Below are 26,155 nucleotides of genomic sequence, written 5' to 3'. Positions count from 1 at the left end.
CGCTGTGGCAACTGTTTTTTCTTCATTAATGTCTTATTGCCAGCGCACCCTTGGCATGCCAGCGGTAGGACCACGAAAAGCCGTTTTCGATCTGTCACTCATCGCCCGTTTCGGAAAAATCCCCTCCCTCCCCCAGGCGCCCGGGCACATTCAGGCCAAAGTGCAGGTAGGCATGCCGGGTGACCACGCGACCGCGCGGCGTGCGCATGATGTAGCCCTGCTGGATCAGGTACGGCTCGAGCACGTCCTCGATGGTGTGGCGCTCTTCACTGATGGCTGCCGCCAGGTTGTCCACGCCGACCGGGCCACCGTCGAACTTCTCGATCATGGTCAGCAGCAGGCGGCGGTCGGAGTGGTCGAAACCGCGCTCGTCGACGTCCAGCAGGTTGAGCGCCATGTCGGCCACGGCCTTGGTGATCTGGCCCTTGCCGCGCACCTCGGCGTAGTCGCGCACGCGGCGTAGCAGGCGGTTGGCGATACGTGGCGTGCCGCGGGCCCGGCGTGCGATCTCGTAGGCACCCTGGTCTTCGATGGCCAGGCCGAGGATGCCGGCCGAACGGCTGACGATGGTGGCCAGGTCCTTGTCGCTGTAGAACTCCAGGCGCTGGACGATACCGAAGCGGTCCCGCAGCGGGTTGGTGAGCATGCCGGCACGGGTGGTGGCACCGACCAGGGTGAACGGCGGCAGGTCGAGCTTGATGGAACGGGCCGCTGGCCCTTCGCCGATCATGATGTCGAGCTGGAAGTCCTCCATCGCCGGGTACAGCACCTCTTCGACGACCGGTGACAGCCGGTGGATCTCGTCGATGAACAACACGTCGTGCGGTTCCAGGTTGGTCAGCATGGCCGCGAGGTCGCCCGGGCGCTCGAGAATCGGCCCCGAGGTGCTCTTGACCGACACGCCCATTTCCTGGGCAATGATGTTGGCCAGGGTGGTTTTGCCCAGGCCGGGCGGGCCGAAGATCAGCGTATGGTCGAGCGACTCGCTGCGGCCACGGGCGGCCTGTATGAACAGCGCCATCTGTTCGCGCACCACCGGCTGGCCGATGTACTCGTCCAGCCGCAGCGGGCGGATCGCACGGTCCTGGACTTCTTCACGGTCGCGGCCACTGGCGGCGATCAGGCGGTCGGCTTCGATCACTTGGTAATCATCCCTTTCAGGCTGCGGCGGATCAGCTCTTCACTGCTCAGGCCGGCCTTGTCCTTGATCGCGGCGATCGCCTTGCTGGCCTCCTGCGGCTTGTAGCCGAGCGAAACCAGGGCGCTGACTGCGTCGGCCTCGGCTGTGGATGCGCTGGCGACCGGCAGCGGCCCATCGGAGACCAGGGTGAACATGGCCGGGGACGTTTCCCACGCCTTGAAGCGGTCCTTGAGCTCGACCAGCAGGCGTTCGGCGGTCTTCTTGCCGACACCGGGCACGCGCACCAGGGCCGAGGTGTCCTGGGCCTGCACGCAGCGCACCAGCTCGTCCACCTCCAGCCCGGACATCAGCGCCAGGGCCAGCTTCGGCCCTACGCCGTTCAGGCGAATGAGCTCGCGGAACAGCTCGCGCTCGCGCTTTTCGGCAAAACCGTAGAGCAGGTGGGCATCCTCGCGCACCACCAGGTGGGTGTGCACGGTTACCGGTTCGCCCACCTTGGGCAGACGGTACAGCGTGGTCATGGGAACTTCCAGTTCATAACCTACGCCGTTGACGTCGATAATCAGGTGCGGCGGCTGTTTTTCCGCCAGGGTGCCGCGCAAACGTCCAATCACGTTCCGATCCTTCCTCTCGGGGAGCCGGTCAAAGACCGCTCAACCCTATCAGCAAATGCAGCAGGTGAACGCATCACCCGAACAAAATGTGTATCAGCGCATGAAGCGCCTACAGACGCAAGCGCCCACCGCGCCGACGCGCCGTTGCCAGGCCATGCGGCACCAGGCTGGAGCGGGTGTGGGCGTGGCACAGGGCAATGGCCAGGGCGTCGGAGGCGTCGATCTGCGGCTTCTGCGTCAGTTTCAGCAGGTGCATGACCATCATCATCACCTGCTCCTTGTTGGCCCCACCGGTACCGGCTACCGCCTGCTTGACCTGGGTAGCGCTGTATTCGGCGATTTCCAGGCCGGCTTCGGCTGCCGCGACGATGGCCGCGCCGCGGGCCTGGCCGAGCTTGAGTGCCGAGTCGGCGTTACGGGCCATGAACACCCGTTCGATGCCCATGGTCACCGGGCCGTGCTGGCTGATGATTTCACTGACACCACGAAAAACGATCTGCAGCCGCTCGTGCAGCTCGCCGCTGCCGGTGCGGATACAGCCCGACGCCACGTACTCGCAACCACGGGCGGTCTGGCGCACCACACCATAACCGGTAATGCGCGAGCCGGGGTCGATACCAAGAATCAGAGTCATATTGCCTGTCAAAAAAATTGATGCATCTGTGCAAACTGTACCGGCCCTTTCGCGGGTAAACCCGCTCCCACAGGTACTGCACCGATTCTGAATGTGGTGCAGTACCTGTGGGAGCGGGTTTACCCGCGAAAGGGCCGGTACAGGCGCTGACAAACTTGAAGAACTGGCCTGGATAGCCAGGACACCTTAGCCGAGGTTTTCCATGATCTCATCGGAAATCTGGGCATTGGAGTAGACGTTCTGCACGTCATCCAGGTCTTCGAGCATGTCGATCAGCTTGAGCACCTTCTCGGCGCCGTCCTGGTCGAGTTCGGCGCTGGTGGTCGGCTGCATGACGATTTCCGCGTCAGCGGCCTTGAAGCCCGCCTCTTCCAGGGCATGGCGCACGGCATAGAAGCTGTTGAACGAGGTGAACACGTCGAACGAGCCGTCATCGTTGGCCACCACGTCGTCGGCATCGGCTTCCATCGCCGCTTCCATCAGCGCGTCTTCTTCCACGCCCGGGGCAAAGCTGATCTGCCCCTTGCGCTCGAACAGGTAGGCCACCGAACCGTCGGTGCCCAGATTGCCACCACACTTGGAGAAGGCATGACGCACGGCGGCGGCGGTACGGTTGCGGTTGTCGGTCATGGCCTCGACCATGATCGCCACGCCACCCGGGCCGTAACCTTCGTAGCTGAGCTCTTCGACGTTGTCGCTTTCGTTGGTGCCGGCACCACGGGCGACGGCACGATCGATGATGTCGCGACTCATGTTGGCGCCCAAGGCCTTGTCCAGCGCCAGGCGCAGGCGCGGGTTGGATGCCGGGTCAGCACCACCCTGCTTGGCAGCGACCGTCAGTTCGCGGATCCACTTGGTGAAGATCTTGCCTCTCTTGGCATCCTGGCGCTCTTTGCGGTGCTTGATGTTTGCCCACTTGGAATGACCAGCCATAACGACTCCGAATCCTTTGAATCACAAACAGCCCCGCCCCTGTTCGGGGCGGGACGGGAAATTGCCTGCGCCGAAACGCAAAGGCGCATCCATGTGGATGCGCCCGGGGACTGCTTACTCGACCTTGGTCTGTTCGCGCAGCCGGATGTGCAGCTCGCGCAGGGCCTTGGCGTCGACCATGCCAGGGGCCTGGGTCATGACGCACGCGGCGCTCTGGGTTTTCGGGAACGCGATCACTTCACGGATCGACTGGGCGCCGGTCATCAGCATGACCAGGCGGTCCAGGCCGAAGGCCAGGCCACCGTGAGGCGGCGCACCGAACTTCAGGGCGTCGAGCAGGAAGCCGAACTTCTCTTCCTGTTCTTCTGCCTCGATACCCAGCAGGCGGAACACCGCCTGTTGCATCTCCTTGCGGTGGATACGGATCGAACCGCCACCCAGCTCCGTACCGTTCAGGACCATGTCGTAGGCACGGGACAGAGCGGTGGCCGGGTTGGCCTCGAGCTCTTCCGGGGTGCACTTCGGCGCGGTGAACGGGTGGTGCAGCGCGGTGAAGCTGCCGTCTTCGTTCTCTTCGAACATCGGGAAGTCGACCACCCACATCGGTGCCCACTCGCAGGTCAGCAGCTCGAAGTCGTGGCCCAGGCGGATACGCAGCGCGCCCAGGGCTTCGCTGACCACCTTGAACTTGTCGGCACCGAAGAACACGATATCGCCGTCAACCGCGCCAACGCGGTCGAGGATGGTGTTGAGGTTGGCCTCGGGGATGTTCTTGACGATCGGCGACTGCAGGCCTTCGACGCCCTTGGCGCGCTCGTTGACCTTGATGTAGGCCAGGCCCTTGGCACCGTAGATGCCGACGAACTTGGTGTACTCGTCGATCTTGCTGCGCGGCATGCTGGCGCCGCCTGGCAGGCGCAGGGCGGTAACGCGGCACTTCGGATCATTGGCCGGGCCGGCGAACACCTTGAAGTCGACGTCCTTGAGCTGGTCGGCAACGTCGACCAGTTCCAGCGGAATACGCAGGTCCGGCTTGTCGGAACCGTAGCGGCGCATGGCTTCTTCGAAGGTCATGTGCGGGAATTCGCCGAATTCCAGGTCCAGCACTTCCTTGAACAGCTTGCGGATCATGCTTTCGGTCAGGCCCATGATCTCGCTTTCATCGAGGAAGCTGGTCTCGATGTCGATCTGGGTGAACTCCGGCTGGCGGTCGGCACGCAGGTCTTCGTCACGGAAGCACTTGGCGATCTGGTAGTAGCGGTCGAAGCCGGCGACCATCAGCAGCTGCTTGAACAGCTGCGGCGACTGCGGCAGGGCGAAGAAGCTACCGGCGTGGGTACGGCTAGGCACCAGGTAGTCACGCGCGCCTTCCGGGGTGGCACGGGTCAGGATCGGCGTCTCGACGTCGAGGAAGCCGTTTTCGTCGAGGAAGCGACGGATGCTGCTGGTAATGCGCGAACGCAGGCGCAGCTTGTCGGCCATTTCCGGGCGACGCAGGTCGATGAAGCGGTAGCGCAGGCGGGTTTCCTCGCCGACGTCGGAGTATTCGTTCAGCGGGAACGGCGGGGTTTCCGCTTCGTTGAGCACGTTCAGCTGGTAGCCGAGGATCTCGATGGCGCCGGAAGCCATGTTGGCATTCACCGCACCTTCAGGGCGCTTGCGGACCTTGCCGGTGATCTGCACGACGTATTCGCTGCGCACGCGGTCGGCAGCGGCGAAGGTTTCGGCGCGATCCGGGTCGAACACGACCTGGGCCATGCCTTCGCGGTCACGGATGTCGAGGAAGATCACCCCGCCGTGGTCGCGGCGACGATGGACCCAGCCGCAAAGGGTGACTTCCTGGCCGTCCAGGCTCTCGTTCAGTTGGCCGCAATAATGGCTGCGCATCATGATGGTGGTTTCGCTTCTCGTGATTCGTGTATTCGGTGGAGGCCTTGGCCGCCCGGAGAGGGCTAATACTGCAAGACCCGGTCACAGCATTCAACTCAGTCGGCTTTGTCGCCGCCTGCCAGATTCTTCTTCGCCCCGGTTTTGAAGTCGGTTTCGTACCAACCATTACCGCTCAGGCGGAAGCCTGGCACCGACAGCAGCTTCTTCAGCGCCGGCGCCTGGCAGGCCGGGCAATCGGTCAGCGGCGCGGCGCTGATCTTCTGCAGCACTTCCATGCGGTGCTCGCAGGATGCACATTGATAGTCATAAAGGGGCATGGGTGTCTCTCGTCAACCACAACGCTGGCTGCCGGGGCAGCAAAAAGCGGGATTATATATGGTTAACAAGCACTGCGCAGCCCGGCAGGCAATCAGCGCACACTTGGCGGGTCCTGAAGCCAGGCGACGCAGATCACCCGGATCAGCCCGCTGAAGTTGCGCACTCCACCCTGACGCAGGTGCACCTCGCGGTCCACATAAGACAGCACCGCACTGACCGAACAGCGGTTGGCCGCGGCAATGCGTTCCAGGATACCCCAGTAGACGGCCTCCAGCCGCAGGCAGGTGGAAAAGCCGTTGAGCCGCACCGAACGTGACACGGGCCGGGTCTGCAACATATCGAAATCCGCCTTGAACGGATCGATGCACTGTTTTCCCGGCCAGCGCCCCTGGCCAGCCACACGTTTGCTTGCTTGCATCATGCGCCACACTTCCTCGTCACAGGTACCAGGTGGCCTATGAAGCGCTGACGGGCGAGCTTAAAGCAGCGGCAAAATCTTCCTGCACAAACACTGATTGTTACGCACGACGCGGACCCTGTGGGAGCGGGCGAGCCCGCGAACACCGGCGGAGCCGGTGCCAACCACCGTGCTGGATTCTTCGCGGGCGCGCCCGCTCCCACAGGGTTACATGACAGCCTTCTACTCGCCGTCGAGCAGCACCCGCAGCATCCAGGCGGTTTTCTCGTGCACCTGCATGCGCTGGGTCAACAGGTCGGCGGTCGGCTCGTCACTGACCTTGTCCACAACCGGGAAGATACTGCGCGCGGTACGCACCACGGCTTCCTGGCCCTGCACAAGCTGGCGGATCATCTCGTCGGCAGGCGGCACCCCTTCCTCCTCCTTGATCGAGGAGTGTCGTGCATAAAATGCATAGGACCCCGGTGCCGGGAAGCCCAGGGCGCGGATGCGCTCGGCGATCGAGTCCACCGCCAGCGCCAGTTCGTTGTACTGCTCTTCGAACATCAGGTGCAGCGTGCGGAACGAAGGACCGGTGACATTCCAGTGGAAGTTATGGGTTTTCAGATACAGCACGTAGGTATCCGACAACAGACGGGACAGCCCATCAACGATGGACTTGCGATCTTCTTCACTGATACCGATATCGATTGCCATGAAGTTCCCCTTTTTCCATAAGGCTTGAGACCCAAGCGGGTGCCGTCCACTGTAGCAACACTTGGTGTACGCCGCCTGTGACATGGCGCAACACATCGCGCCTCGTGGCCTGCGGTTTGAGTAGCCTGCAGCTTTACTGTTAAATAGGCAGGGTGCCACCCGTGCGGACAGCAATTGCCGGGTGCATAGGCTGGCCTGTCACGTGTTCGCGCCCTACACCTCATGCGCACCGTGCCGCCAGCTCTTCCTGTGATCGGCCTTATCAACTGTGAGCCAACCCCATGTTCAAGATCGTCCATCTGGTGACGGGCGTGGCAGCCTTGCTGCTATCGCTCATGCCCAGCCTGAAAACTGATGCGATACCTTTCCTGCAACAACCCGACGCGGTCTACCTGGCCCTGCTCGGCCTGCTCAACCTGGTGCTGGCCCCGGTCGTGCCACTGTACTACCGTGGTGCACGGCAACAGCTGCAGCACCTGGCCTGCGCCCTGCTGGTAGTAGCCGTGGTGCTGCAGACCCTGACACTGCTGGCCCGCCCGGAAATGGGCAACCTGGCCGCACTGGTCTGCGCGGCGCTGGCCGTGGCCGTGCACCTGGCCGTGGGCTTTGCCCGCAGCCCGCGCAAGGCGCGCGCCGGCCAGCACACGGCGCAGGATACCGGCAATCGTGATACCGGTACCGTGAAGTGGTTCAACACATCCAAAGGCTTTGGCTTCATCTCCCGCGACTCGGGCGATGACATCTTCGTGCACTTTCGCGCCATTCGCGGCGAGGGCCACCGCATCCTGGTCGAAGGCCAGCGCGTGGAGTTTTCCGTGATGCACCGCGACAAGGGCCTGCAGGCCGAAGATGTGGTTGCGGTAACACGCCGCTGACTGCATTTGCACAACCATCCTTGTGTGGGAGCGAGCGTGCCCGCCCACACAAGGATCAATAATGAGGCGGCGGCGCCTCGTCCCCTTCGCTGCCGTACTGGCCAACCATCTCTTCGTAACGCTTGATCAGCTCGGCCATCTGCAACTGCAGCCGTTCGATCACTCGCCCCTGCTCGACCACCACATCATTCAGCGCCTGGATGGTGTCATCCTGGAACGCCTGGCGGGTTTCCAGTTCGACCACGCGCAATTCAAGCGACATGTCAGGCCTCCTGGTAACCGGCGAGCTGCAGCCCGCGCAGGCGCTGGCGAATAGCTTGCACCTGATCGTCGGTGTAGGCCAGCGCCGGGCACTTGCCCCACACCGGTGCCGGCCAGGCGGCGTCGTCGCGCTGGCGCACGATCACGTGCATGTGCAACTGGCTTACCACATTGCCCAGGGTCGCCACGTTCATCTTGTCGGCGCCGTAACTGGCTTTCAGCGCTTCGGCCAGGCGGGTGGTTTCCTGCCACAACTGCTGCTGCGCAGCAGCATCGAGTTCGAACAGTTCGCTGATGCCGGCGCGTTTGGGCACCAGGATGAACCATGGATAGTTGGCATCCTTGCTCAGCAGCAACTGGCACAGCGCAAATTCCCCCAGCACCAGCGAATCCTGCTGCAAACGCGAATCGAGGACGAACACGGCAAATCTCCTTCAGGCAGAACCAACCCGCTTCACGCGGAAAACAGGCCTGCAAGGATACCTTGCACGCTCCCGGTAACACAGCGCTACTTTTCGCACCAAAATGAGGCCGCCGGCACACCTCTCACCACACTTGCCACCCCACAAGTGACGCTGCATGAACAAGTTGCGGTAACACATTGACTTTCATGACAGCTTTCCAATTTTTAATGATTCTCGTCAGCAATACATGGCCAGGTCGCTCCCGCCCCGTGTTTACGGCACTTTCCGACCCCCGGTAGCGGGTTTTGTGAAAATTTCATGAAGCGTTGCGAATTTTGAGCACGCTTGTTGCATTCCTTTCACGCCAAGTCGGCACGACATCTGCAGTGGCAGGTGTACGCGACAAATAACAACAGCGGCATTGGTTACCAGGGAGTTCCACCCGCCGGAATCGGTAGTTACAGGTTGATTACGGTGGCAGGAACAGCGCTGGCGTTGTACGGCCCTTAAACCGGGGCGTGATTTGCGACATGGAAATACCTGAAAGCGACAGGGTGAAAAAGTTCCGCAAAGGATGTTTATACCCATATCGCCAACAACAGTCAGCGTGCTATACATTTTCGCCGACATAACAAGAAAGAGCTGCACCATATAACTAAAAGACTTGGACGCAGCGGTACTCTTCCTAAAAACCAAAGGAGCAAATCACGATGCGCGTGATGAAGTGGAGCATGATCGCCCTGGCCGTTGCGGCAGGGACCTCGCAGTTGGCAGTGGCCTCTTCCCAGGACGAGTCCAAAGGTTTCATCGAAGACAGCAAGCTGAACGTCAAGACCCGTATGCTGTACTTCAGCCGTGACTTCCGTAACAACGAAGGCGGCCAGAGCCGTCGCGAAGAAACCGGCCTGGGCTTCCTCGGTACCTTCGAGTCCGGCTTCACCCAGGGCACCGTGGGTGTGGGTGTCGATGCCATCGGCATGCTCGGCCTGAAACTGGACAGCGGCAAGGGCCGCGCCGGTACCGGCCTGTTCCCGACCGGCTCCGACGGCCGTTCGCAGGATGACTACTCCAAGGGCGGCGGCGCGGTCAAGTTCCGCATCTCCGACACCGTGCTGAAAGTGGGTGACCAGTTCACCGCACTGCCGGTCTTCGCCACCGACGACAGCCGCCTGCTGCCGGAAATCGCCCAGGGCACCCTGATCACCAGCAACGAGATCGAGGGCCTGACCCTGCACGCTGGTCACTTCACCAGCCTGACCGCCCAGGAGCAGACCGACCGCGACAGCTTCCACCTGAAGGAAGCCAACGTGGTCGGTGGTACCTACGCCTTCACCGACAACCTCAGCACCAGCCTGTACTACTCGAAGGTTGAAGACTACTGGCGCAAGTACTACGCCAACGTCAACTGGGCACTGCCGATCTCCGACAAGCAAGGCCTGGTGTTCGACTTCAACATTTATGACACCAAGAGCGAAGGCTCGGCCGAGTACCGCGCGTTCGATGGCGACAAGCTGGACAACCGCGCGTTCAGCCTGTCGGGCGCTTACAACATCGGCGCTCACACCTTCACCCTGGCCTACCAGAAAGTCACCGGCGACGGCGACTATGGCTATGGTATCGACGGTGGCGGCACCATCTTCCTGGCCAACTCCGTGGCCCGTTCCGACTTCAACGCCGAAGACGAGAAATCCTGGCAGGCTCGCTACGACCTGAACTTTGCCGAATACGGCATCCCGGGCCTGACCTTCATGACCCGTTATGTCCGCGGTACCGACGCCAACGTCGCCAGCACCAGCAACGGCAAGGAATGGGAACGCGACGTGGATATCAAGTACGTGCTGCAGAGCGGCCCGGCGAAAGACCTGAGCTTCCGCGTACGTCAGGCTACCTACCGTTCTTCCGATGGCACCTACTACGATTCCCCATCGATCGACGAACTGCGCCTGATCGTGGAGTACCCGCTGAGCATCCTGTAAGCCTGGCTTGCAGTGCCCCGCACCTGAAAAAGCCCGGCGATCACGCCGGGCTTTTTCTTGGCTGACAAGCGTCACGCCCTGGGGCATCCTGTACGCCTTCGTTTCGCCCCCGTACAATGCGGGGTCATTTCAATGTCTTAGGCAATCGACACGGCTCACCATGCGCACCAGTCAATATTTGCTCGCCACCCAGAAAGAAACCCCTGCCGACGCAGTGGTCATCAGCCATCAGCTCATGCTGCGTGCCGGCATGATCCGCAAACTGGCCTCCGGCCTGTACACCTGGCTGCCGATGGGCTTGCGGGTGATGCGCAAGGTCGAGGCCGTGGTGCGTGAGGAAATGAACGCCGCCGGCGCCCTGGAAGTGCTGATGCCCAGCATCCAGCCCGCCGAACTGTGGCAGGAATCCGGCCGCTGGGAGCAGTACGGCCCCGAGCTGCTGCGCCTGAAGGACCGCCACCAGCGCGACTTCTGTGTCGGCCCGACCCACGAAGAAGTCATCACCGACCTGGCCCGCAACGAGCTGTCCAGCTATAAACAGCTGCCGCTCAACATGTACCAGATCCAGACCAAGTTCCGTGACGAGATCCGCCCGCGCTTCGGCCTGATGCGCGGCCGCGAGTTCATCATGAAGGACGCCTACTCGTTCCATGCCGACCAGGCTTCCCTGCAGGAAACCTACGACCGCATGCACCAGGCGTACAGCAATATCTTCACCCGCCTGGGCCTGGACTTCCGCCCGGTGCAGGCCGACACCGGCTCCATCGGTGGCAGTTACTCGCACGAGTTCCACGTACTGGCCGAGTCCGGCGAAGACGACGTGATCTTCAGCGACAGCTCCGACTACGCCGCCAACATCGAGAAGGCCGAGGCCATCCCGCGTGAAACCGTGCGCCCGGCCCCTACCGAGGAGCTGCGCCTGGTCGACACGCCGAACGCCAAGACCATCGCCCAGCTGGTGGAAAACTTCGGCCTGCCGATCGAGAAGACCGTCAAGACCCTGATCGTGCGCGGCGCCGAGGAAGGCAAGCTGGTTGCCCTGATCGTCCGTGGCGACCACGAGCTGAACGAAATCAAGGCAGCCAAGCTGGAACAGGTTGCCGACCCGCTGGTCATGGCCACTGACGCCGAACTGCGTGAGGCCATTGGTGCCGGCGCCGGTTCGCTCGGCCCGCTGAACCTGCCGCTGGAAATCGTGATCGACCGTTCGGTTGCCCTGATGAGCGACTTCGGCATTGGCGCCAACATCGACGACAAGCACTATTTCGGCGTGAACTGGGAGCGCGACCTGCCGGTTCCACAGGTCGCCGACCTGCGTAACGTGGTCGAAGGTGACCCGAGCCCGGACGGCCAGGGTACCCTGGTGATCAAGCGCGGCATCGAAGTGGGCCACATCTTCCAGCTCGGCACCAAGTACAGCGAGGCGCTGAAGTGCCAGGTACTGGGCGAGAACGGCAAGCCGGTAACCCTGGCCATGGGCTGCTACGGCATCGGTGTGTCCCGTGTGGTCGCCGCTGCCATCGAGCAGAGCTACGACGACAAGGGCATCATCTGGAACGACGCCCTGGCCCCGTTCCAGATCGCCCTGGTACCGCTGCGCTACGAGACCGACGTGGTTCGCGAGGCAACCGACAAGCTGTACGCCGAGCTGACGGCCGCCGGCTACGAAGTGCTGCTGGACGACCGCGACAAGAAAACCAGCCCTGGCATCAAGTTTGCCGACATGGAGCTGATCGGTATCCCGCACCGCATCGTCGTCAGCGATCGCGGCCTGGCCGAAGGCAACCTGGAGTACAAGCACCGCACCGAGCAGGACGCCCAGCCGTTGCCGCTCAATGAAGTGCTGACCTTCCTGCAGGCCCGCGTTCGCCGCTGATAACCAATGCACGAGTGATCATGTTCAAGCGAAGTACCTTTCCCCTGGGGGGCGCCGCACTGTGCGGTGCCCTGCTCGTCAGCGGCTGCGCCAACCAGATGTCCCAACGCAGCGACCATGAGGAGCGCATCGAGCGCAAATTGCTCGAGCACACCCTGCAGATCGATGTCGGCGAGCCGAAGGTGATGGAGCTTCCGCAGCGACGTGTGCGGGTGCATGAGCAGAAGCGCTTCGAAGTCACCGAGTTCGAAGTCACCCGCAGCTATGACCGCTACACGCCTTACCAGCCATGGCGGGAGATTTACGAGATCCCGCTGGGTGCAGTGGCGGTGGTAGCGGGCGTCGGTGCCAACGTGGTCAACGTCTTCGCCTTGGGCAACCTGCCGGAAAGCATCACCCACGACTGGCTCAGCTACGGTGTGGACGGGCTCAACCCGTTCATGAACGTGCCGTCCAACGGCCGTGCCCAGCAGAACCTGGCCGGGATCAGCGAAGTGCAGAAAGGCAAGCGCGAAGAATCTACCAGCGTGCCCTGGAGCGAACGCCTGGTCGAGGTCAAGGCCGGCAGGATGACCCACGAGCTGACCACCGACAGGAACGGTGTGCTGCGCCTGAACCTGCTCGACAGCCCGTTCTCCGAGCAGAACCTCAACCACATCGGCACCCTGCACCTGCAGGTGCTGGACGAGGACAACGCGGTACGTGGCGATGCCAGCCTGCTGGTCAGCGCTACTTTGCGCAACAAGCTGCTCGAAGCCCATGAACTGATCTTCGATGACCTCGAAGATGACGATGTCGGCCAATGGGTACACCGGGTCAAGCGCTTGTCCGAACTGGGCCTGGAAGAGGAAGCCAGTGAAATGGAACAGAGCCTGATCGAACTGACCCGCAACGACCCGGAGCTGCAGCAGGAGTTTCTGCAGTCGCTGACCAAGGCCACTGGCCGGTTGGTGGCTGATCCAGGCGCGCAATAACCAGCATCACGCAGCCCTTGTAGGAGCGGCCTTGTGTCGCGATGGGCTGCGAAGCAGCCCCAGGAGTTCAGCTTTAATGCATGAATTGCCGGGTCTGCTTCGCAGCCCATCGCGACACAAGGCCGCTCCTACAAGGGCCACGTGAAGCTGCTCTCCTTATTCAGGCGGAAACAGCTCCAGCTGCTCATGCGCCCCGCGCAAGTCGCGCAACCTCACGCCTACCCCCAGCAAGCGCACCGGCTTGCCTCCACGGGCAAACGCCTGCCCCAGCAACTGCCGATAACTCTCCAGGTCCCTGCCCGCCCCCGCCTGCTCCAGGGTGGTCTGGCTGAAATCATGGAACTTGACCTTGACGAAGGGTTTGTCCGGCCGGTAACTACTGTCCATGCGGGCGATACGCTCGTTCAGGCTTTCCAGCAGTTCGGGCAGCCGTGCAAGGCAACTGGCCAGGTCCGGCAGGTCGGTGTCGTAGGTGTTTTCCACGCTGACCGATTGCCGGCGGCTGTCATTGTGTACCGCGCGCTCATCGATACCCCGCGCCAGCCCCCACAACCGCTCGCCAAAACTGCCGAACTCGCGCACCAGCGCCAGACGCGACCATTCACGCAGATCCAGGCAGGTTTCGATACCCAGCCGCGCCAGTTTGTCTGCCGTTACCTTGCCCACCCCGTGTAACCTGGCCACCGGCAGCGCAGCGATGAACGCCTCCACTTCGCCCGGGGTAATCACGAACAGGCCATTGGGCTTGCGCCAGTCACTGGCGATCTTGGCCAGGAACTTGTTCGGCGCCACACCGGCCGACACGGTGATATGCAGGGTGCGCGCGACGCGCCGGCGGATATCCTCGGCAATGCGCGTGGCGCTGCCCGAGTACCATTGGCTGTCGCTCACATCCAGGTAGGCCTCGTCCAGCGACAGCGGCTCGATCAGCTCGGTGTAATCGCGAAAGATCGCGTGGATTTCCCGCGAGGCCTCACGGTAGGCCTCGAAGCGCGGCTTGACGATCAGCAGGTCCGGACACAGCTTCAGTGCGTGCCGCGACGACATGGCCGAACGCACGCCGTAGGCACGCGCTTCATAGTTGCAAGTGGCGATCACCCCACGCTGGTCCGGCGAGCCGCCCACCGCCATGGGCCGCCCGGCCAGGCGCGGGTCGTCACGCATTTCGATCGCGGCATAGAAGCAATCGCAGTCGACGTGGATGATCTTGCGCAAGGACATGGATGACCGTCAGCACTGTAAATTCATACAGATAGTATCGCATGCCCCCTCGGGAGGCTGCAGCCTGTACGCGGCATTGCTCGATAATCGGCCTGAAAGCCCCGTCGCGCCTGAGCTGCGGGCCATATTCAAGCGCTAAGAGTTTGAACAGGAAAGGTTTTTTCAGGAAAAAGCTTGACACCCACCGGTAAATCCGTAGAATTCGATCTCACAGGCGCGGGATGGAGCAGCCTGGTAGCTCGTCGGGCTCATAACCCGAAGGTCGTCGGTTCAAATCCGGCTCCCGCAACCAGATTCGAGAAAAGGCCACTGTTCACACAGTGGCCTTTTTCTTTTGCGTCAAATAATGCTCTTGTAGAAATATTAAAAAAATCAACAAGTAGCGCTTGACGCTCATTCTGAAAGCTGTAGAATGCGCCCCACTGACGCGGGATGGAGCAGCCTGGTAGCTCGTCGGGCTCATAACCCGAAGGTCGTCGGTTCAAATCCGGCTCCCGCAACCATATTCGTCAGAACGAACCCCGCCTGTGTAACAGCAGCGCGGGGTTTGTTGCTTTTCCCTCCTGCTTTTCGTCGCTCCCAATCCCCCCGCCCTCCAGCCAACCCGCAGGCTTGAGAGGTCGTGCCCAGGATGAACTATCTTTAACCCTGCCAGGCCGCTGAAAGTGCCCGAGGCCGGAGTAACATTGGATACGTTTTCCTAAGGGACTTTCACTTGGCCGCACCTTCCCCTCACCTCGCGCTACATGCCGGGGGCAATCCATGACTTCGCACAACCCCGAACCGCCGGTGCCGCTCGCCTCGGCGCTGCCCGGTGCCGTGCAACGCCTGCCCTTGCTCGAACGCTTGAGCCGCTATCGCCAGCCCATTGGCCTGGTAGTGACGCTGGTGTTGTTCACCATGGCCCTGATCGCCTGCCGCCACCTGCTGAGCGAGTTGGACATCTATGCCTTGCACGATGCCATGCTCAGCGTGCCGACACAGTCGCTACTCGGCGCCTTGCTGGCAACCGTGCTCGGTTTCGTGATCCTGCTGGGTTACGAATGGTCGGCCAGCCGCTATGCCGGTGTGAAACTGCCGACGCGCAGCCTGGTGCTGGGCGGCTTCAGCGCCTTTGCCATCGGCAACGCCATCGGCCTGTCGATGCTTTCGGGCGGCTCTGTGCGCTATCGCCTGTATGCACGACAGGGGGTGGGCGCAGGTGAAGTGGCACGGATGACCGTTTTTGCCAGCCTGTCACTGGGCTGCGCGCTGCCGCCACTGGCGGCTTTGGCGACCTTGAGCGACCTGCCGGCAGCCTCGGCTGCACTGGGTTTGGCCCCTGGCTTGCTGGCCGGTATCGCCACAGCCGTACTGCTGGCTTGCAGCATGCTGGTGTTCGGCTTGTACCGCCGGCGCCTGGCTGAACAACCACTGGCCAATAACCTGCTGGTACAACTGGGCCGCCGCACACTGCGCCTGCCGGGCGCACGCCTGGCCGCCCTGCAATTGCTGATCACCGCACTGGATGTCGCCGCTGCCGCCACGGTGCTGTACCTGCTGTTGCCCGAAGCACCACCTTTCGGTGCGTTTGTCCTGGTGTACCTGCTGGCCTTGGCCGCAGGTGTGCTCAGCCATGTACCGGGTGGCGTCGGGGTGTTCGAAGCGATCCTGCTGGCGGCTTTTGCCGACCAGCTCGGCGCGGCGCCATTGGCAGCGGCACTGCTGCTGTATCGGCTGATCTACGTGGTGCTGCCGCTGCTGCTGGCCTGCGTGTTGCTGCTGGCCAACGAAGCCCGGCGCCTGCTGTTCGCGCAACAGGCGATCAAGGCCGCTTCCGGGCTGGCCGCGCCGATCCTGTCGATCCTGGTGTTCCTGTCCGGGGTGGTGCTGCTGTTCTCCGGGGCCACGCCCGAGATCGATACGCGCCTGGAACACATGGGCTTTCTGGTGCCGCACCGTCTGATCGATGCCTCGCACTTTGGCGCCAGCCTGATCGGCGTGCTTTGCCTGCTGCTGGCCCAAGGCCTGCGTCGGCGCCTGTCCGCCGCCTGGCTGCTGACTACCGTGCTGTTGCTGGTCGGCGCCCTGCTGTCGCTGCTCAAGGGCTTCGATTGGGAAGAGGCCTGCCTGCTGACCCTCACTGCCGCCCTGCTCGCTCTGTTCCGCCGTTCCTTCTACCGCCCAAGCCGCTTGCTCGAATTGCCGTTCTCGCCAGTATTTCTGGTGGCCAGTGCCTGTGTGGTCGGTGCATCGGTCTGGCTATTGTTGTTCGCCTATCAGGATGTGCCCTACAGCCATCAGCTGTGGTGGCAGTTCACTCTCGATGCCGACGCCCCGCGTGGCCTGCGCGCCGCCATGGGCAGCGCCTTGCTGCTGGCGGCCGTGGCCCTGACCTGGCTGCTGCGCACGGCACCGCCGGTGATCCACCTGCCTGACGAAGAAGAGCTGCAACGTGCCAACCGCATACTGCTGGCGTCCGACCAGCCCGATGGCGGCCTGGCCCTGACCGGCGACAAGGCATTGCTGTTCCATCCTCGCGACAACGCCTTCCTCATGTATGCCCGTCGCGGCCGCAGCCTGGTGGCCCTGTACGACCCGATCGGCCCGGCCCAGGAGCGTGCCGAGATGATCTGGCAGTTCCGCGACCTGTGCGACCTGCACCATGCCCGCCCGGTGTTCTACCAGGTGCGCGCCGAGAACCTGCCGTTCTACATGGACATCGGCCTGACCGCGCTGAAGCTGGGCGAAGAAGCCCGGGTCGACTTGCGCCGCTTCGACCTCGAAGCCAAGGGCAAGGAGATGAAGGACCTGCGCTACACCTGGAACCGTGGTGGGCGTGACGGGTTGAGCCTGGAAATCCACGAACCCGGCCATGCCCCGCTGACAGAACTGAAGGAAATTTCCGATGCCTGGCTCGGCGGCAAGAACGTGCGCGAGAAAGGCTTCTCGCTGGGGCGCTTCAGCCCTGAATACCTGCAGCACTTCCGTATTGCCCTGATCCGCTTCCAGGGCCGCCCGGTGGCTTTCGCCAACCTGCTGGAAACCCATGGCCACGAACTGGCCAGCCTCGACCTGATGCGTGCGCACCCCGAGGCCCCGAAGCTGACCATGGAATTCATGATGATCGGCCTGATCCTGCACTACAAAAACCATGACTACGCCCGCTTCAGCCTGGGCATGGTGCCGCTGTCCGGCCTGCAACCGCGGCGTGGCGCGCCCTTGACCCAACGCCTGGGCTCGATGGTGTTCCGCCGTGGCGAGCAACTGTACAACTTCCAGGGGCTTCGACGCTTCAAGGACAAATTCCAACCGGACTGGGAACCCCGCTACATGGCCGTGCCGGCCGGGCTCGACCCGCTGGTGGCACTGGCCGACACCGCCGCCCTGATCGCAGGCGGCCTGACTGGATTGGTGAAACGTTGATGACCCGACGCTTTTGGCTGTACCTGCTGGTTCCTCTGCTGTTGGCCACCCTGGGAGGTGCGCTGGCATTCTGGCTGTGGACGCGCCCGGCTCCCGAGGCACACCTGGAACAACTGAGCCTCAATGACACCCGCATCACCCGCGTGACCCCAGGCGTGCACCCCAAGGCCCGGGTGGCCATCGGTGTGCCCCAGGACCAGGCACTGACCGACAGGCAGCTGCTGGACCTGGCCCAGGCCGGTGAAGCGCAACTGGTGCAGGTGATCCTGCCGCCCAACGACTGCAGCAAGCAGCAACAGGCCATGGACCAGGCCTTGGGCCAGCTGTCGGAGAAGCCGACGCTGGTCGCCGGTATCGGCCCTGGCGCCGCCCAGGCCTGGCGCTGGCTGGCCAACCAGAACAACGACAAGGCGCGGGCGATTTCCGTGGACTTCAGCCTGGAACAACCTGGCTGCCAGGTCCCGCTGCCAAAATCTGCGGCCCATGGCCACTGGAATGTCGCCTGGAACGACAACCCGGATGACGCCAGCGCTGCCTTCGTACGCGACCAGGCCAATGCCGAAACCAGTATCAGCGACTACGACATCCACCTGCCACAAGTGCTCAAGGCCCAACTGACGCAGGCCCTGGTCGGCCACGACGGCAACGCACTGGCCATCCCGGTGGTCGAGGTGCCAGCCGGGCAGACCACCGACACGGTTACCCTGTTCCTTTCCGGAGATGGTGGCTGGCGTGACCTGGACCGCGACGTGGCCGGGGAAATGGCCAAGCTGGGCTACCCGGTGGTGGGCATCGACACGCTGCGCTACTACTGGCAACACAAGACCCCGGAACAAAGCGCCACCGACCTGTCCGAGCTGATGCAGCACTACCGGCAGAAGTGGGGCACCAAGCGCTTCGTGCTGACCGGCTATTCGTTTGGTGCCGACGTGCTGCCGGCGATTTACAACCGCCTGCCGGCCGAGGACCAGCAGCGGATCGACGCGGTGATGCTGTTGGCCTTTGCCCGCAGCGGCAGCTTCGAGATCGAAGTCGAGGGCTGGCTGGGCAAGGAAGGCCAGGAAGCGCCAACCGGGCCGGAAATGGCCAGGCTGCCGGCGTCCAAGGTGGTGTGCGTGTATGGCGTGGAAGAGGCCGACGAAAGCGGTTGCACCGACAAGACTGCGGTGGGTGAACGCCTGAAACTGCCAGGTGGGCACCACTTCGACGAAAACTACCCGGCACTGGCCAAGCGCCTGATCGGCGAGATCGAGACGCGCCAGGGCAAGTCGAGTGTGGCTGAGCAGAACTGATTAGACCTTGCGGCCCATTCGCGGGTACAGCGCAAGCCTTGAAAGCTATACGGGCCATGTGGGAGCGGGCATGCCCGCGAACACCGGCGAAGCCGGTGCCCTACACCGAGTTGCCGGCTTCGCGGGCACGCCCGCTCCCACATGGGGCGGGTACTGCCTTGAAATCTGTATTGTCCCTCAGATCTCGACCTGGGTCCCTAGCTCGATCACCCGGTTCAGCGGCAGGTTGAAAAAGCGCAAGTTGCCGTTGGCATTTTTCAGCAGGAACGCGAACAGGTTGCCCCGCCAGCGCGACATCCCCTCCAGCCGTGAGGCGATCACGGTCTCGCGGCTGAGGAAGTAGGTGGTGCGCATCGGGCTGAAGTCCAGCTCTTCCAGGTGGCAAAGCTTCAGCGCCGCCGGCACATCCGGTTCGTCCATGAAGCCAAAGTGCAGCAACACGCGGAAGAACCCGTCGCCATAAGCCTCCACTTCAAAACGCTCCTGCTCCGGTACCCGTGGCCGGTCCTCACTGACAACCGTCAACAGCACGACCTGACTGTGCAGCACCTGGTTATGCAACATGTTGTGCAACAGCGCATGGGGCACCGCATCGGAGCGCGCCGTGAGGAACACCGCCGTGCCTTCGACCCGGTGCGGCGGCTGAATGCGTATGCTGCTGATGAACAGCTGCAGTGGCAGCGCGCCTTCGTCGATACGCTCCATCAGGATTTGCTTGCCGCGCTTCCAGGTGCTCATCAACAGGTACAGCACGCCCCCTGCCAATACCGGGAAGGCACCGCCCTGGGCGATCTTCGGCACGTTGGCGGCAAAGAACAGCCCGTCGACGAACAGGAAGCCCAGCAGGATCGGCACTGCCAGCACCGGTGGCCACTTCCACAGCAGCAGCATCACCGCCGAGACCAGGATGGTGGTCATCAGCATGGTACCGGTCACCGCCACGCCGTAGGCCGCCGCAAGGGCTCCGGACGACTCGAAACCGACCACCAGCAGTACCACGCCGACCATCAGCGACCAGTTGATTGCGCCGATGTAGATCTGCCCCTGTTCGTCGCTGGAGGTATGCTGGATCTGCATCCGGGGAATGTAGCCCAGCTGAATGGCCTGGCGGGTCAGGGAGAACGCCCCCGAGATCACCGCCTGCGAAGCGATCACCGTGGCCATGGTAGCCAAGCCGACCATCGGCAGCAGCGCCCAGCCCGGCGCCAGCAGGTAGAACGGGTTACGTGCCGCCTCTGGGTCTTGCAGCAGTAACGCGCCTTGGCCAAAGTAGTTGAGCACCAGCCCCGGCAGCACCAGGGCAAACCAGGCCCGGGCGATCGGCTTGCGGCCAAAGTGGCCCATGTCGGCGTACAACGCCTCGGCACCGGTCAGTGCCAGCACCACCGCACCGAGAATGGCGACACCCATGCCGGGGTGAACCACGAAAAAGTTCACTGCCCAGACCGGGTTGAATGCCTTGAGCACTTCCGGGCTCTGCGAGATGCCATACACCCCCAGCGAGCCCAGCGCCACAAACCAGGTGACCATGATCGGGCCGAACAGCTTGCCGATCTTGTCGGTGCCGTGCTTCTGCACCAGGAACAACGCCACCAGTATCACCAGCGAAATCGGCACCACCCAGTGGTCGATACCCTCGAACGCCAGGCCCATGCCCTCTACCGCCGACAGCACCGAAACCGCCGGGGTGATCATGCTGTCGCCATAGAACAGCGAAGCGCCGATCAACCCGCACACCACCATCAGCGTACGCAACCTCGGATAGGCCGCCGTGGCCCGCCGTGCCAGCGCAGTCAACGCCATGGTGCCACCCTCGCCCTGGTTGTCGGCACGCAGGATGAACATCACGTACTTGAACGACACCACCCACAGCAACGACCACAGGATCAGCGACAGGATCCCCAGCACGCCGTCATGGTTGACCGGTACCCCGTACCCGCCACTGAAGACTTCCCTGAGGGTATACAACGGACTGGTACCGATATCGCCATAAACAACCCCGACTGCCGCTACGAGCAGGCTCAGCGACCGCGTCGCGCCCTGCTTCCCCTCGTGCCCGCCCTCGGCGTGACTGCTTGCCTGAACCATCGACCACTCCCGCAGACGGCCTTGCAAGGCCAGTAGAATTACCCATGCGCCAAGTGATACCGATACCCCCGACGCAATGGCGCGAAGCATAGCGCAGCGTTCGTCGCATTTCTGCTGGTCAAGCGATCCCGCGCTCGCTAGAATTGCGCACTTTTTGATCAGAGGCGCCAAAAGCGTCCGTCAAGATCGCCCCCGATTCCGGTCGGGCGACCTGCATTCAATACCGAGGTTAGTCATGTCCACCACGCCCGCCACCCCCAAGGTTGGTTTCGTAAGCCTGGGTTGCCCAAAAGCCCTGGTCGATTCCGAGCGCATCCTGACCCAGCTGCGCATGGAAGGCTATGAAGTCGTGCCCACCTACGAGGACGCCGACGTGGTGGTGGTCAACACCTGCGGCTTCATCGACAGCGCCAAGGCAGAATCGCTGGAAGTGATCGGCGAAGCGATCAAGGAAAACGGCAAGGTCATCGTTACCGGCTGCATGGGTGTCGAGGAAGGCAGCATCCGTGACGTGCACCCGAGCGTGCTGTCGGTCACCGGCCCGCAGCAGTACGAGCAGGTGGTCAACGCGGTGCATGAAGTGGTGCCGCCACGCCAGGACCACAACCCGCTGATCGACCTGGTACCGCCGCAGGGCGTCAAGCTGACCCCGCGCCACTATGCGTACCTGAAGATTTCCGAAGGCTGCAACCACAGCTGCAGCTTCTGCATCATCCCGTCGATGCGCGGCAAGCTGGTCAGCCGCCCGGTCGGCGAAGTGCTGAGCGAGGCCGAGCGCCTGGTCAAGGCCGGGGTCAAGGAGATCCTGGTGATTTCCCAGGACACCAGCGCCTACGGCGTCGACGTCAAGTACAAGACCGATTTCTGGAACGGCCGCCCGGTCAAGACCCGCATGCTCGAGCTGTGCGAAGCGCTGAGCAGCCTGGGCGCGTGGGTCCGCCTGCACTATGTGTACCCGTACCCGAATGTCGACGATGTGATTCCGCTGATGGCCGCCGGCAAGATCCTGCCGTACCTGGACATCCCGTTCCAGCACGCCAGCCCGAAAGTACTCAAGGCCATGAAGCGCCCGGCTTTCGAAGACCGTACCCTGGCGCGCATCAAGAACTGGCGCGAGCAGTGCCCGGAGCTGGTAATCCGCTCCACCTTCATCGTCGGCTTCCCAGGCGAGACCGAGGAAGATTTCCAGTACCTGCTGGACTGGCTGACCGAAGCCCAGCTGGACCGCGTGGGCTGCTTCCAGTACTCGCCGGTAGAAGGCGCCCCGGCCAACGACCTGGGCCTGGAAGAAGTGCCGGACGACGTCAAGCAGGACCGCTGGGACCGCTTCATGGCCCACCAGCAGGCCATAAGCGCCGCCCGCTTGCAACTGCGCATCGGCAAGGAAATCGACGTGCTGATCGATGAAGTGGAAGAGCAAGGTTCGGTTGGCCGCAGCTTCTTCGATGCCCCGGAGATCGACGGCAGCGTGTTCATTGATGGCGACCACGGCTTCAAGCCGGGTGACAAGGTGCGTTGCCGCGTGGTGGATGCCGACGAATACGACATGTGGGCTGAACCCATCCAAGGCCGCTGACAAAGCCTGTCAGTCAAGCAATTTGGGGCCGCTTCGCGGCCCATCGCCGGCAAGCCGGCTCCCACCTCGACCGCGCTGCCTTCAGGCCTGTGCAGTACCTGTGGAGCTGGCTTGCCGGCGATGAGGCCCTGACAGGCAACACAAGACAGTTGCTCCCGGGATCGGGCATTGCCGGGGCAGGGCTTGTTCTTCAGAACGCATGAAAAAGCATCAGACCGCCCTCTGCGTCCGGGCTGGCATCCGAGAAGCCTTTGACCGCATAGAGTTGCACTTTCCACTGCTGGTTGAGCTTGTGCGTCAGGAACAGGGTAAGTTCCCTGATCTGCGCGCCTGTCGAGACGACCTTCTGCCGCCAGTCGTAGGAGGCGCCCGCCGAAGTGCCTGCAGCCACGGGCATGGCGAAGCCGAGGCTGGCAAATATCGGGTCGTCGAAATCGCTGTCGGGCGGGTCACCGAACTTCTTCCAGCCCAGGGTCGCGAAGCCGGTCATCGGGCCAAAGGCCTTGGCGATGTCGACCTGGCCGGTGTAGTCGTATTCACCGGTGCCCAGGCACTGGTCTTCATCGGCAGTGGGGAATTTGACCTTGCCGATAAGGTCCACCATCAGGCCGCCGTCACTGCCGTCTAGCAGCGCATAACCGGCGCTGGCAACCGTGTCTCCCAACCCGCTTTCCACATCCCGGCAGCCACCGGGCAAGGGGTCACCATTGGGCCCCACTTCAGGGTTGGTGATACGCAGCCAGGGCACGGTGACCTTGTAGGTCATCGGGCCGGTTTCATACTTGCCGACCACGGGGACGTACCAGATTTCCGAGGTGGTACCGGTGCCATAGTCACCACTTGAATAGTCCATGCCTATGGCGGCGCTGAAGGTATCGCCCAGGGCCGACGCGCTGGCGCATGACAGCAAGCAGGCGAAAAGAGGGAGCGTGGGTCTCATCTGCACCTCGGTATCCCGGCGGGAAGCGTGATGGCACTTACCCAGCCTAGTTGCCTAATGCCCGGATCGCTCTGGATGCTCCACTTTTTCAGTTTTCTCTATTGTCTCGGGTCTTTCGACCTTTTCGACTTTTTCTACCTTCTCGAGTTTTTCTACCTTCTCGACTTTCTCAGGCTTCTCGACCTTCTCGACCTTCTCGACCTTTTCGGGCTTCTCGGGCTTCTCGGGCTTTTCTACTTTCTCGATTTTTTCTACTTTCTCTACTTTTTCTGGTTTCTGTATTTTTTCAACCTTCTCTACTTTTTCCACCCGCTCAAGCTCGACCCTCTCTACCCGACCAGAGCGTCCACTGTTGCTGCTCTCGGGCTGCTCCACGCTGTCGACATGTTCTGACCTCCCGGACTTGTCCAGGCTTTCAGTACTGTCACGACCACTGGAGCCGTCAACGCCACCGTGCCCGCTGTGATCGTCATTGCTTTCAAGGCGAACGCTGGTCGCATCGCGCCCGCCATGCCCGCTATTGCTGGCGCCTTCAGCGTCACTGGTCCCATGCTCGCTGCGCCGCCCCGAGTGCCCTCTGTCCGGGTTATCGGCACGGTCGCCATCGAACTCCACGCGGGTTGCCCGCAGCTCGTGCTTGCCACTGAACACCCCGCTCACCCGCACACGTTGATCGAGCGTAAATGCCGCGGACTGCTTGCCGACGATCACGGTGCCCTGCCCCAGCGTCACCTTGATCCCTGCCACCACCAGTTGTTGAGCGTGGCTGCGCTGTACCAGCCCCTCGATCACCGCCGCCTGTACACGGCCAGCAAAAGGCAGGCTCGGGTCTGGGCGGGTTTGCGCCACTTCCAGCTGACGCCCGGTCCACTGCCCACGCACCAGCACTTCCCGTGCGGGTGCCACGCGGGTTCCCAGCTTCAGCCCCTGGAGGCTGCCGGTACGATCAACCGCACCGATGGCACTGGCTTCCCTGAGCCCAGGCGCCCGTTCGATACGGCTGGCTACCACTTCGCCTCTGGCATCGCGCAAGCCACTGACCCTGACCGGTTCGCCCGGGCGCAGCCCTTCGGCCACCCGTGCCCCAGCAGCAAGGCGCACCGGTTGGCCCATGACCCGCAGGGGGGCCGAAGCATTGGGCAGTGCCGTCAGTGGCCCTTCGTAAACGTTGAGGATGGAGATGCGCCCTGCTTGCAGGCCGCGTTTGCCGGCAAATGCCTCCACCGCGACAACCTGCCCGATCGCCAGGTGAGCGCTACTGGCAGGCGCACCGTTTTCACTCACCGGCACATCTTTGCCGAAGTGCACTTCAAGGCCATTGACGCAGATCGAAGCGAACCCGGTGATGGTGCCGACGATGCCTGTGCCACCGCTGCCGCCCGGGCGCAGGATCGGCGCGCCGGTACCGCCGACACCACCGTGATCGATAAAGGTACCGTCCACACCGTCGGCCACCGCACCGGTCCCGCCTGTGCCACCAGGACGCTGCGGCTGCGGCGCACCGGTGCCACCCACACCACCGTTTTCACTGCGTACGCCTGTACCGCCGACACCGCCCGTCCTGGCCCCGGTGCCACCCATGCCACCCGGAAACTGCAAGCCCGCTGCTCCCGCCATACCCACTTCGTCACGGCTGACACACACCGGTGCTGCGGCCACCTCGGCAGGCGCCACCAGGTTCAGCCCGAAACCCAGGGCCAGTGCGACGACACTGAGGCAGCGCGCGAGGGAGGTCATGGGTCAGGTGTCTTCGACAAATCGGAGTCGGTGGTTTCAGTGTAGAAATAAAGCCCGACAGTGATGCGCTGACGCTGCCCGGCACTGGGCACATCGGCATCTTCCAGGTCTGATGCAAGCCGACTGAAGGCAAGCAGCATCTGCATGCCATCCTTGTCCACCGCTTCACGCAGATGGTCGACACTGGCCGGGCTCAAGGCGTCGTAGTGCACGCTGCGTTCAAAGAACGGCTGGCCTTCCCCGCTCAGGTTGTGCACTGCTGCGCAGGCATGATCATGCAGGTTGTGGCCAAAGTACGCGGCCTTTTCATCGAAGCCCTTCTGCGGCACGAATGCCTGGGCTTCCAGGTGGACACAGTCCTGTTCGTCGAGCCGGACGATACCCAGGCGCAACCACTCATCCAGCACCACCCTCCCGCGAATGTCGGTACTGATCTTCGCTACCAGGGCATCGAAGGAGCGATCGCCGCCGACACTCGCCAGGCGCGGCAACGGCAGCGGCTGGCCAGGCTCCGAGCAGAACGGCTTGGCAGTGGTCCACATATTGACCAGCTGCGCACCTAACGTGATGTTTTCCGGCAGCGCGACGAGCGATGTCCCCCCCTCGCTGCGCAAACGCCGAACGTCCTTGCGATGCACGCCCGTGAGCAGGCTGATACGGCTGTCGGTCGGCACGGTACCGTCCAGGCGAAACTCGCGATGGGCCACATCGACGAACACTTCCTTGAGCAGGTCGGCGAACATCGTGTAGGTGACCCCTTTGCGCAGCATCAGGCGCACCAGCGGACGCATGACGCGCCGCAGTGCACTTAACATCGAAGGGGGGATGGCAGGCGATTGCATTGAGCGCATTCCTTGACAGATGAACCCAGTATACGCCGTGGGAA

The 26,155-nt window shown here is 62.8% G+C and carries 22 protein-coding genes and 2 tRNA genes; 9 read left to right on the top strand and 15 right to left on the bottom strand.

Annotated features, from left to right (window positions below; translation table 11 throughout):
• Positions 1-94 precede the first annotated feature (94 nt).
• From ruvB to CAF70_RS10930, 8 genes are all read right to left on the bottom strand, one after another.
• Positions 95-1,141, bottom strand: a complete 1,047-nt coding sequence (ruvB, locus tag CAF70_RS10970) for a Holliday junction branch migration DNA helicase RuvB (RefSeq protein ID WP_004375289.1) — start codon at positions 1,139-1,141, stop codon at positions 95-97.
• Complete coding sequence (ruvA, locus tag CAF70_RS10965) at positions 1,138-1,755, bottom strand: Holliday junction branch migration protein RuvA (RefSeq protein WP_015271473.1); 618 nt, start codon at positions 1,753-1,755, stop codon at positions 1,138-1,140. Before ruvA ends, ruvB begins: the two co-directional genes overlap by 4 nt.
• Positions 1,756-1,864: 109 nt before the next feature.
• Complete coding sequence (ruvC, locus tag CAF70_RS10960; protein WP_085622805.1) at positions 1,865-2,389, bottom strand: crossover junction endodeoxyribonuclease RuvC; 525 nt, start codon at positions 2,387-2,389, stop codon at positions 1,865-1,867.
• 186 nt (positions 2,390-2,575) lie between these two features.
• Positions 2,576-3,322 carry a YebC/PmpR family DNA-binding transcriptional regulator gene (locus CAF70_RS10955; RefSeq protein WP_085622803.1) on the bottom strand — a complete coding sequence of 249 codons (747 nt, stop codon included), beginning with the start codon at positions 3,320-3,322 and terminating at the stop codon, positions 2,576-2,578.
• A 114-nt stretch (positions 3,323-3,436) separates the two neighbouring features.
• On the bottom strand, positions 3,437-5,212 hold the full coding sequence (gene aspS / locus CAF70_RS10950) for an aspartate--tRNA ligase (protein WP_085622801.1): 1,776 nt from the start codon (positions 5,210-5,212) through the stop codon (positions 3,437-3,439).
• Between the two features lie 95 nt (positions 5,213-5,307).
• The gene (locus CAF70_RS10945) at positions 5,308-5,529 is read right to left on the bottom strand and encodes an FmdB family zinc ribbon protein (protein ID WP_003254776.1); all 222 of its coding nucleotides are present in this window, start codon (positions 5,527-5,529) and stop codon (positions 5,308-5,310) included.
• 92 nt (positions 5,530-5,621) lie between these two features.
• Entirely contained in the window at positions 5,622-5,951 is a 330-nt protein-coding gene (locus CAF70_RS10940; RefSeq protein ID WP_085622798.1) for a ribbon-helix-helix domain-containing protein, read from the bottom strand.
• Between the two features lie 219 nt (positions 5,952-6,170).
• On the bottom strand, positions 6,171-6,644 hold the full coding sequence (locus tag CAF70_RS10930) for a Dps family protein (protein WP_012051474.1): 474 nt from the start codon (positions 6,642-6,644) through the stop codon (positions 6,171-6,173).
• A 281-nt stretch (positions 6,645-6,925) separates the two neighbouring features.
• Here CAF70_RS10930 and CAF70_RS28030 point away from each other — a divergent pair, with 281 nt between their 5' ends.
• Positions 6,926-7,519, top strand: coding sequence for a cold shock domain-containing protein (locus CAF70_RS28030; protein WP_085622796.1), 594 nt, complete (start codon positions 6,926-6,928; stop codon positions 7,517-7,519).
• 55 nt (positions 7,520-7,574) lie between these two features.
• Here CAF70_RS28030 and CAF70_RS10920 read toward each other — a convergent pair whose 3' ends face one another.
• Both CAF70_RS10920 and CAF70_RS10915 read right to left on the bottom strand, forming a co-directional pair.
• Positions 7,575-7,781: a SlyX family protein gene (locus tag CAF70_RS10920; RefSeq protein WP_063913024.1), complete on the bottom strand. Its 207-nt coding sequence runs from the start codon at positions 7,779-7,781 to the stop codon at positions 7,575-7,577.
• Between the two features lies 1 nt (position 7,782).
• The gene (locus tag CAF70_RS10915; protein ID WP_085622794.1) at positions 7,783-8,202 is read right to left on the bottom strand and encodes an HIT domain-containing protein; all 420 of its coding nucleotides are present in this window, start codon (positions 8,200-8,202) and stop codon (positions 7,783-7,785) included.
• Between the two features lie 692 nt (positions 8,203-8,894).
• On the opposite strand from CAF70_RS10915, the gene CAF70_RS10910 reads away from it, so the two are divergent.
• From CAF70_RS10910 to CAF70_RS10900, 3 genes are all read left to right on the top strand, one after another.
• The gene (locus CAF70_RS10910; protein ID WP_085622792.1) at positions 8,895-10,160 is read left to right on the top strand and encodes an OprD family porin; all 1,266 of its coding nucleotides are present in this window, start codon (positions 8,895-8,897) and stop codon (positions 10,158-10,160) included.
• Positions 10,161-10,320: 160 nt separating this feature from the next.
• The gene (locus tag CAF70_RS10905) at positions 10,321-12,036 is read left to right on the top strand and encodes a proline--tRNA ligase (protein ID WP_085622790.1); all 1,716 of its coding nucleotides are present in this window, start codon (positions 10,321-10,323) and stop codon (positions 12,034-12,036) included.
• A gap of 20 nt (positions 12,037-12,056) precedes the next feature.
• Positions 12,057-13,010: a hypothetical protein gene (locus tag CAF70_RS10900; protein WP_085622788.1), complete on the top strand. Its 954-nt coding sequence runs from the start codon at positions 12,057-12,059 to the stop codon at positions 13,008-13,010.
• 156 nt (positions 13,011-13,166) lie between these two features.
• Here the strand turns inward: CAF70_RS10900 and dinB are convergent, their stop codons facing one another.
• The gene (gene dinB / locus CAF70_RS10895) at positions 13,167-14,225 is read right to left on the bottom strand and encodes a DNA polymerase IV (protein ID WP_178076377.1); all 1,059 of its coding nucleotides are present in this window, start codon (positions 14,223-14,225) and stop codon (positions 13,167-13,169) included.
• 221 nt (positions 14,226-14,446) lie between these two features.
• On the opposite strand from dinB, the gene CAF70_RS10890 reads away from it, so the two are divergent.
• The 4 genes from CAF70_RS10890 to CAF70_RS10875 all read left to right on the top strand — a co-directional run bounded on the left by CAF70_RS10890 (position 14,447) and on the right by CAF70_RS10875 (position 18,928).
• Positions 14,447-14,523 (top strand) — tRNA-Met (locus CAF70_RS10890).
• A gap of 134 nt (positions 14,524-14,657) precedes the next feature.
• Positions 14,658-14,734 (top strand) — tRNA-Met (locus CAF70_RS10885).
• A gap of 259 nt (positions 14,735-14,993) precedes the next feature.
• Entirely contained in the window at positions 14,994-17,636 is a 2,643-nt protein-coding gene (mprF, locus tag CAF70_RS10880) for a bifunctional lysylphosphatidylglycerol flippase/synthetase MprF (protein WP_085622784.1), read from the top strand.
• Complete coding sequence (locus CAF70_RS10875; RefSeq protein WP_085622782.1) at positions 17,636-18,928, top strand: virulence factor family protein; 1,293 nt, start codon at positions 17,636-17,638, stop codon at positions 18,926-18,928. Before mprF ends, CAF70_RS10875 begins: the two co-directional genes overlap by 1 nt.
• Before the next feature lie 177 nt (positions 18,929-19,105).
• Here the strand turns inward: CAF70_RS10875 and CAF70_RS10865 are convergent, their stop codons facing one another.
• Entirely contained in the window at positions 19,106-21,016 is a 1,911-nt protein-coding gene (locus CAF70_RS10865) for a potassium transporter Kup (RefSeq protein WP_085622780.1), read from the bottom strand.
• 235 nt (positions 21,017-21,251) lie between these two features.
• On the opposite strand from CAF70_RS10865, the gene rimO reads away from it, so the two are divergent.
• Positions 21,252-22,592 carry a 30S ribosomal protein S12 methylthiotransferase RimO gene (gene rimO, locus CAF70_RS10860; protein ID WP_085622778.1) on the top strand — a complete coding sequence of 447 codons (1,341 nt, stop codon included), beginning with the start codon at positions 21,252-21,254 and terminating at the stop codon, positions 22,590-22,592.
• A gap of 190 nt (positions 22,593-22,782) precedes the next feature.
• Here rimO and CAF70_RS10855 read toward each other — a convergent pair whose 3' ends face one another.
• Genes CAF70_RS10855 through CAF70_RS10845 form a run of 3 tightly spaced genes read right to left on the bottom strand, consistent with a single transcriptional unit; the run spans position 22,783 to position 26,111 of the window.
• A complete protein-coding gene (locus CAF70_RS10855) occupies positions 22,783-23,532 on the bottom strand; it encodes a hypothetical protein (RefSeq protein ID WP_085622776.1) in 750 nt (249 codons plus the stop codon).
• Positions 23,533-23,586: 54 nt separating this feature from the next.
• Positions 23,587-25,269, bottom strand: coding sequence for a DUF5666 domain-containing protein (locus CAF70_RS10850; protein WP_085622774.1), 1,683 nt, complete (start codon positions 25,267-25,269; stop codon positions 23,587-23,589).
• Positions 25,266-26,111, bottom strand: a complete 846-nt coding sequence (locus CAF70_RS10845) for a DUF6502 family protein (protein WP_085622771.1) — start codon at positions 26,109-26,111, stop codon at positions 25,266-25,268. The genes CAF70_RS10850 and CAF70_RS10845 overlap by 4 nt, the downstream gene beginning before the upstream one ends.
• Positions 26,112-26,155 lie beyond the last annotated feature (44 nt).

It is taken from the genome of Pseudomonas sp. B19(2017), from assembly GCF_002113165.1.
In the GTDB taxonomy this organism is placed as follows: domain Bacteria; phylum Pseudomonadota; class Gammaproteobacteria; order Pseudomonadales; family Pseudomonadaceae; genus Aquipseudomonas.
The sequence above is the reverse complement of the archived record's forward strand: the minus strand, read 5'-3'. Positions and strand labels throughout refer to the sequence as shown.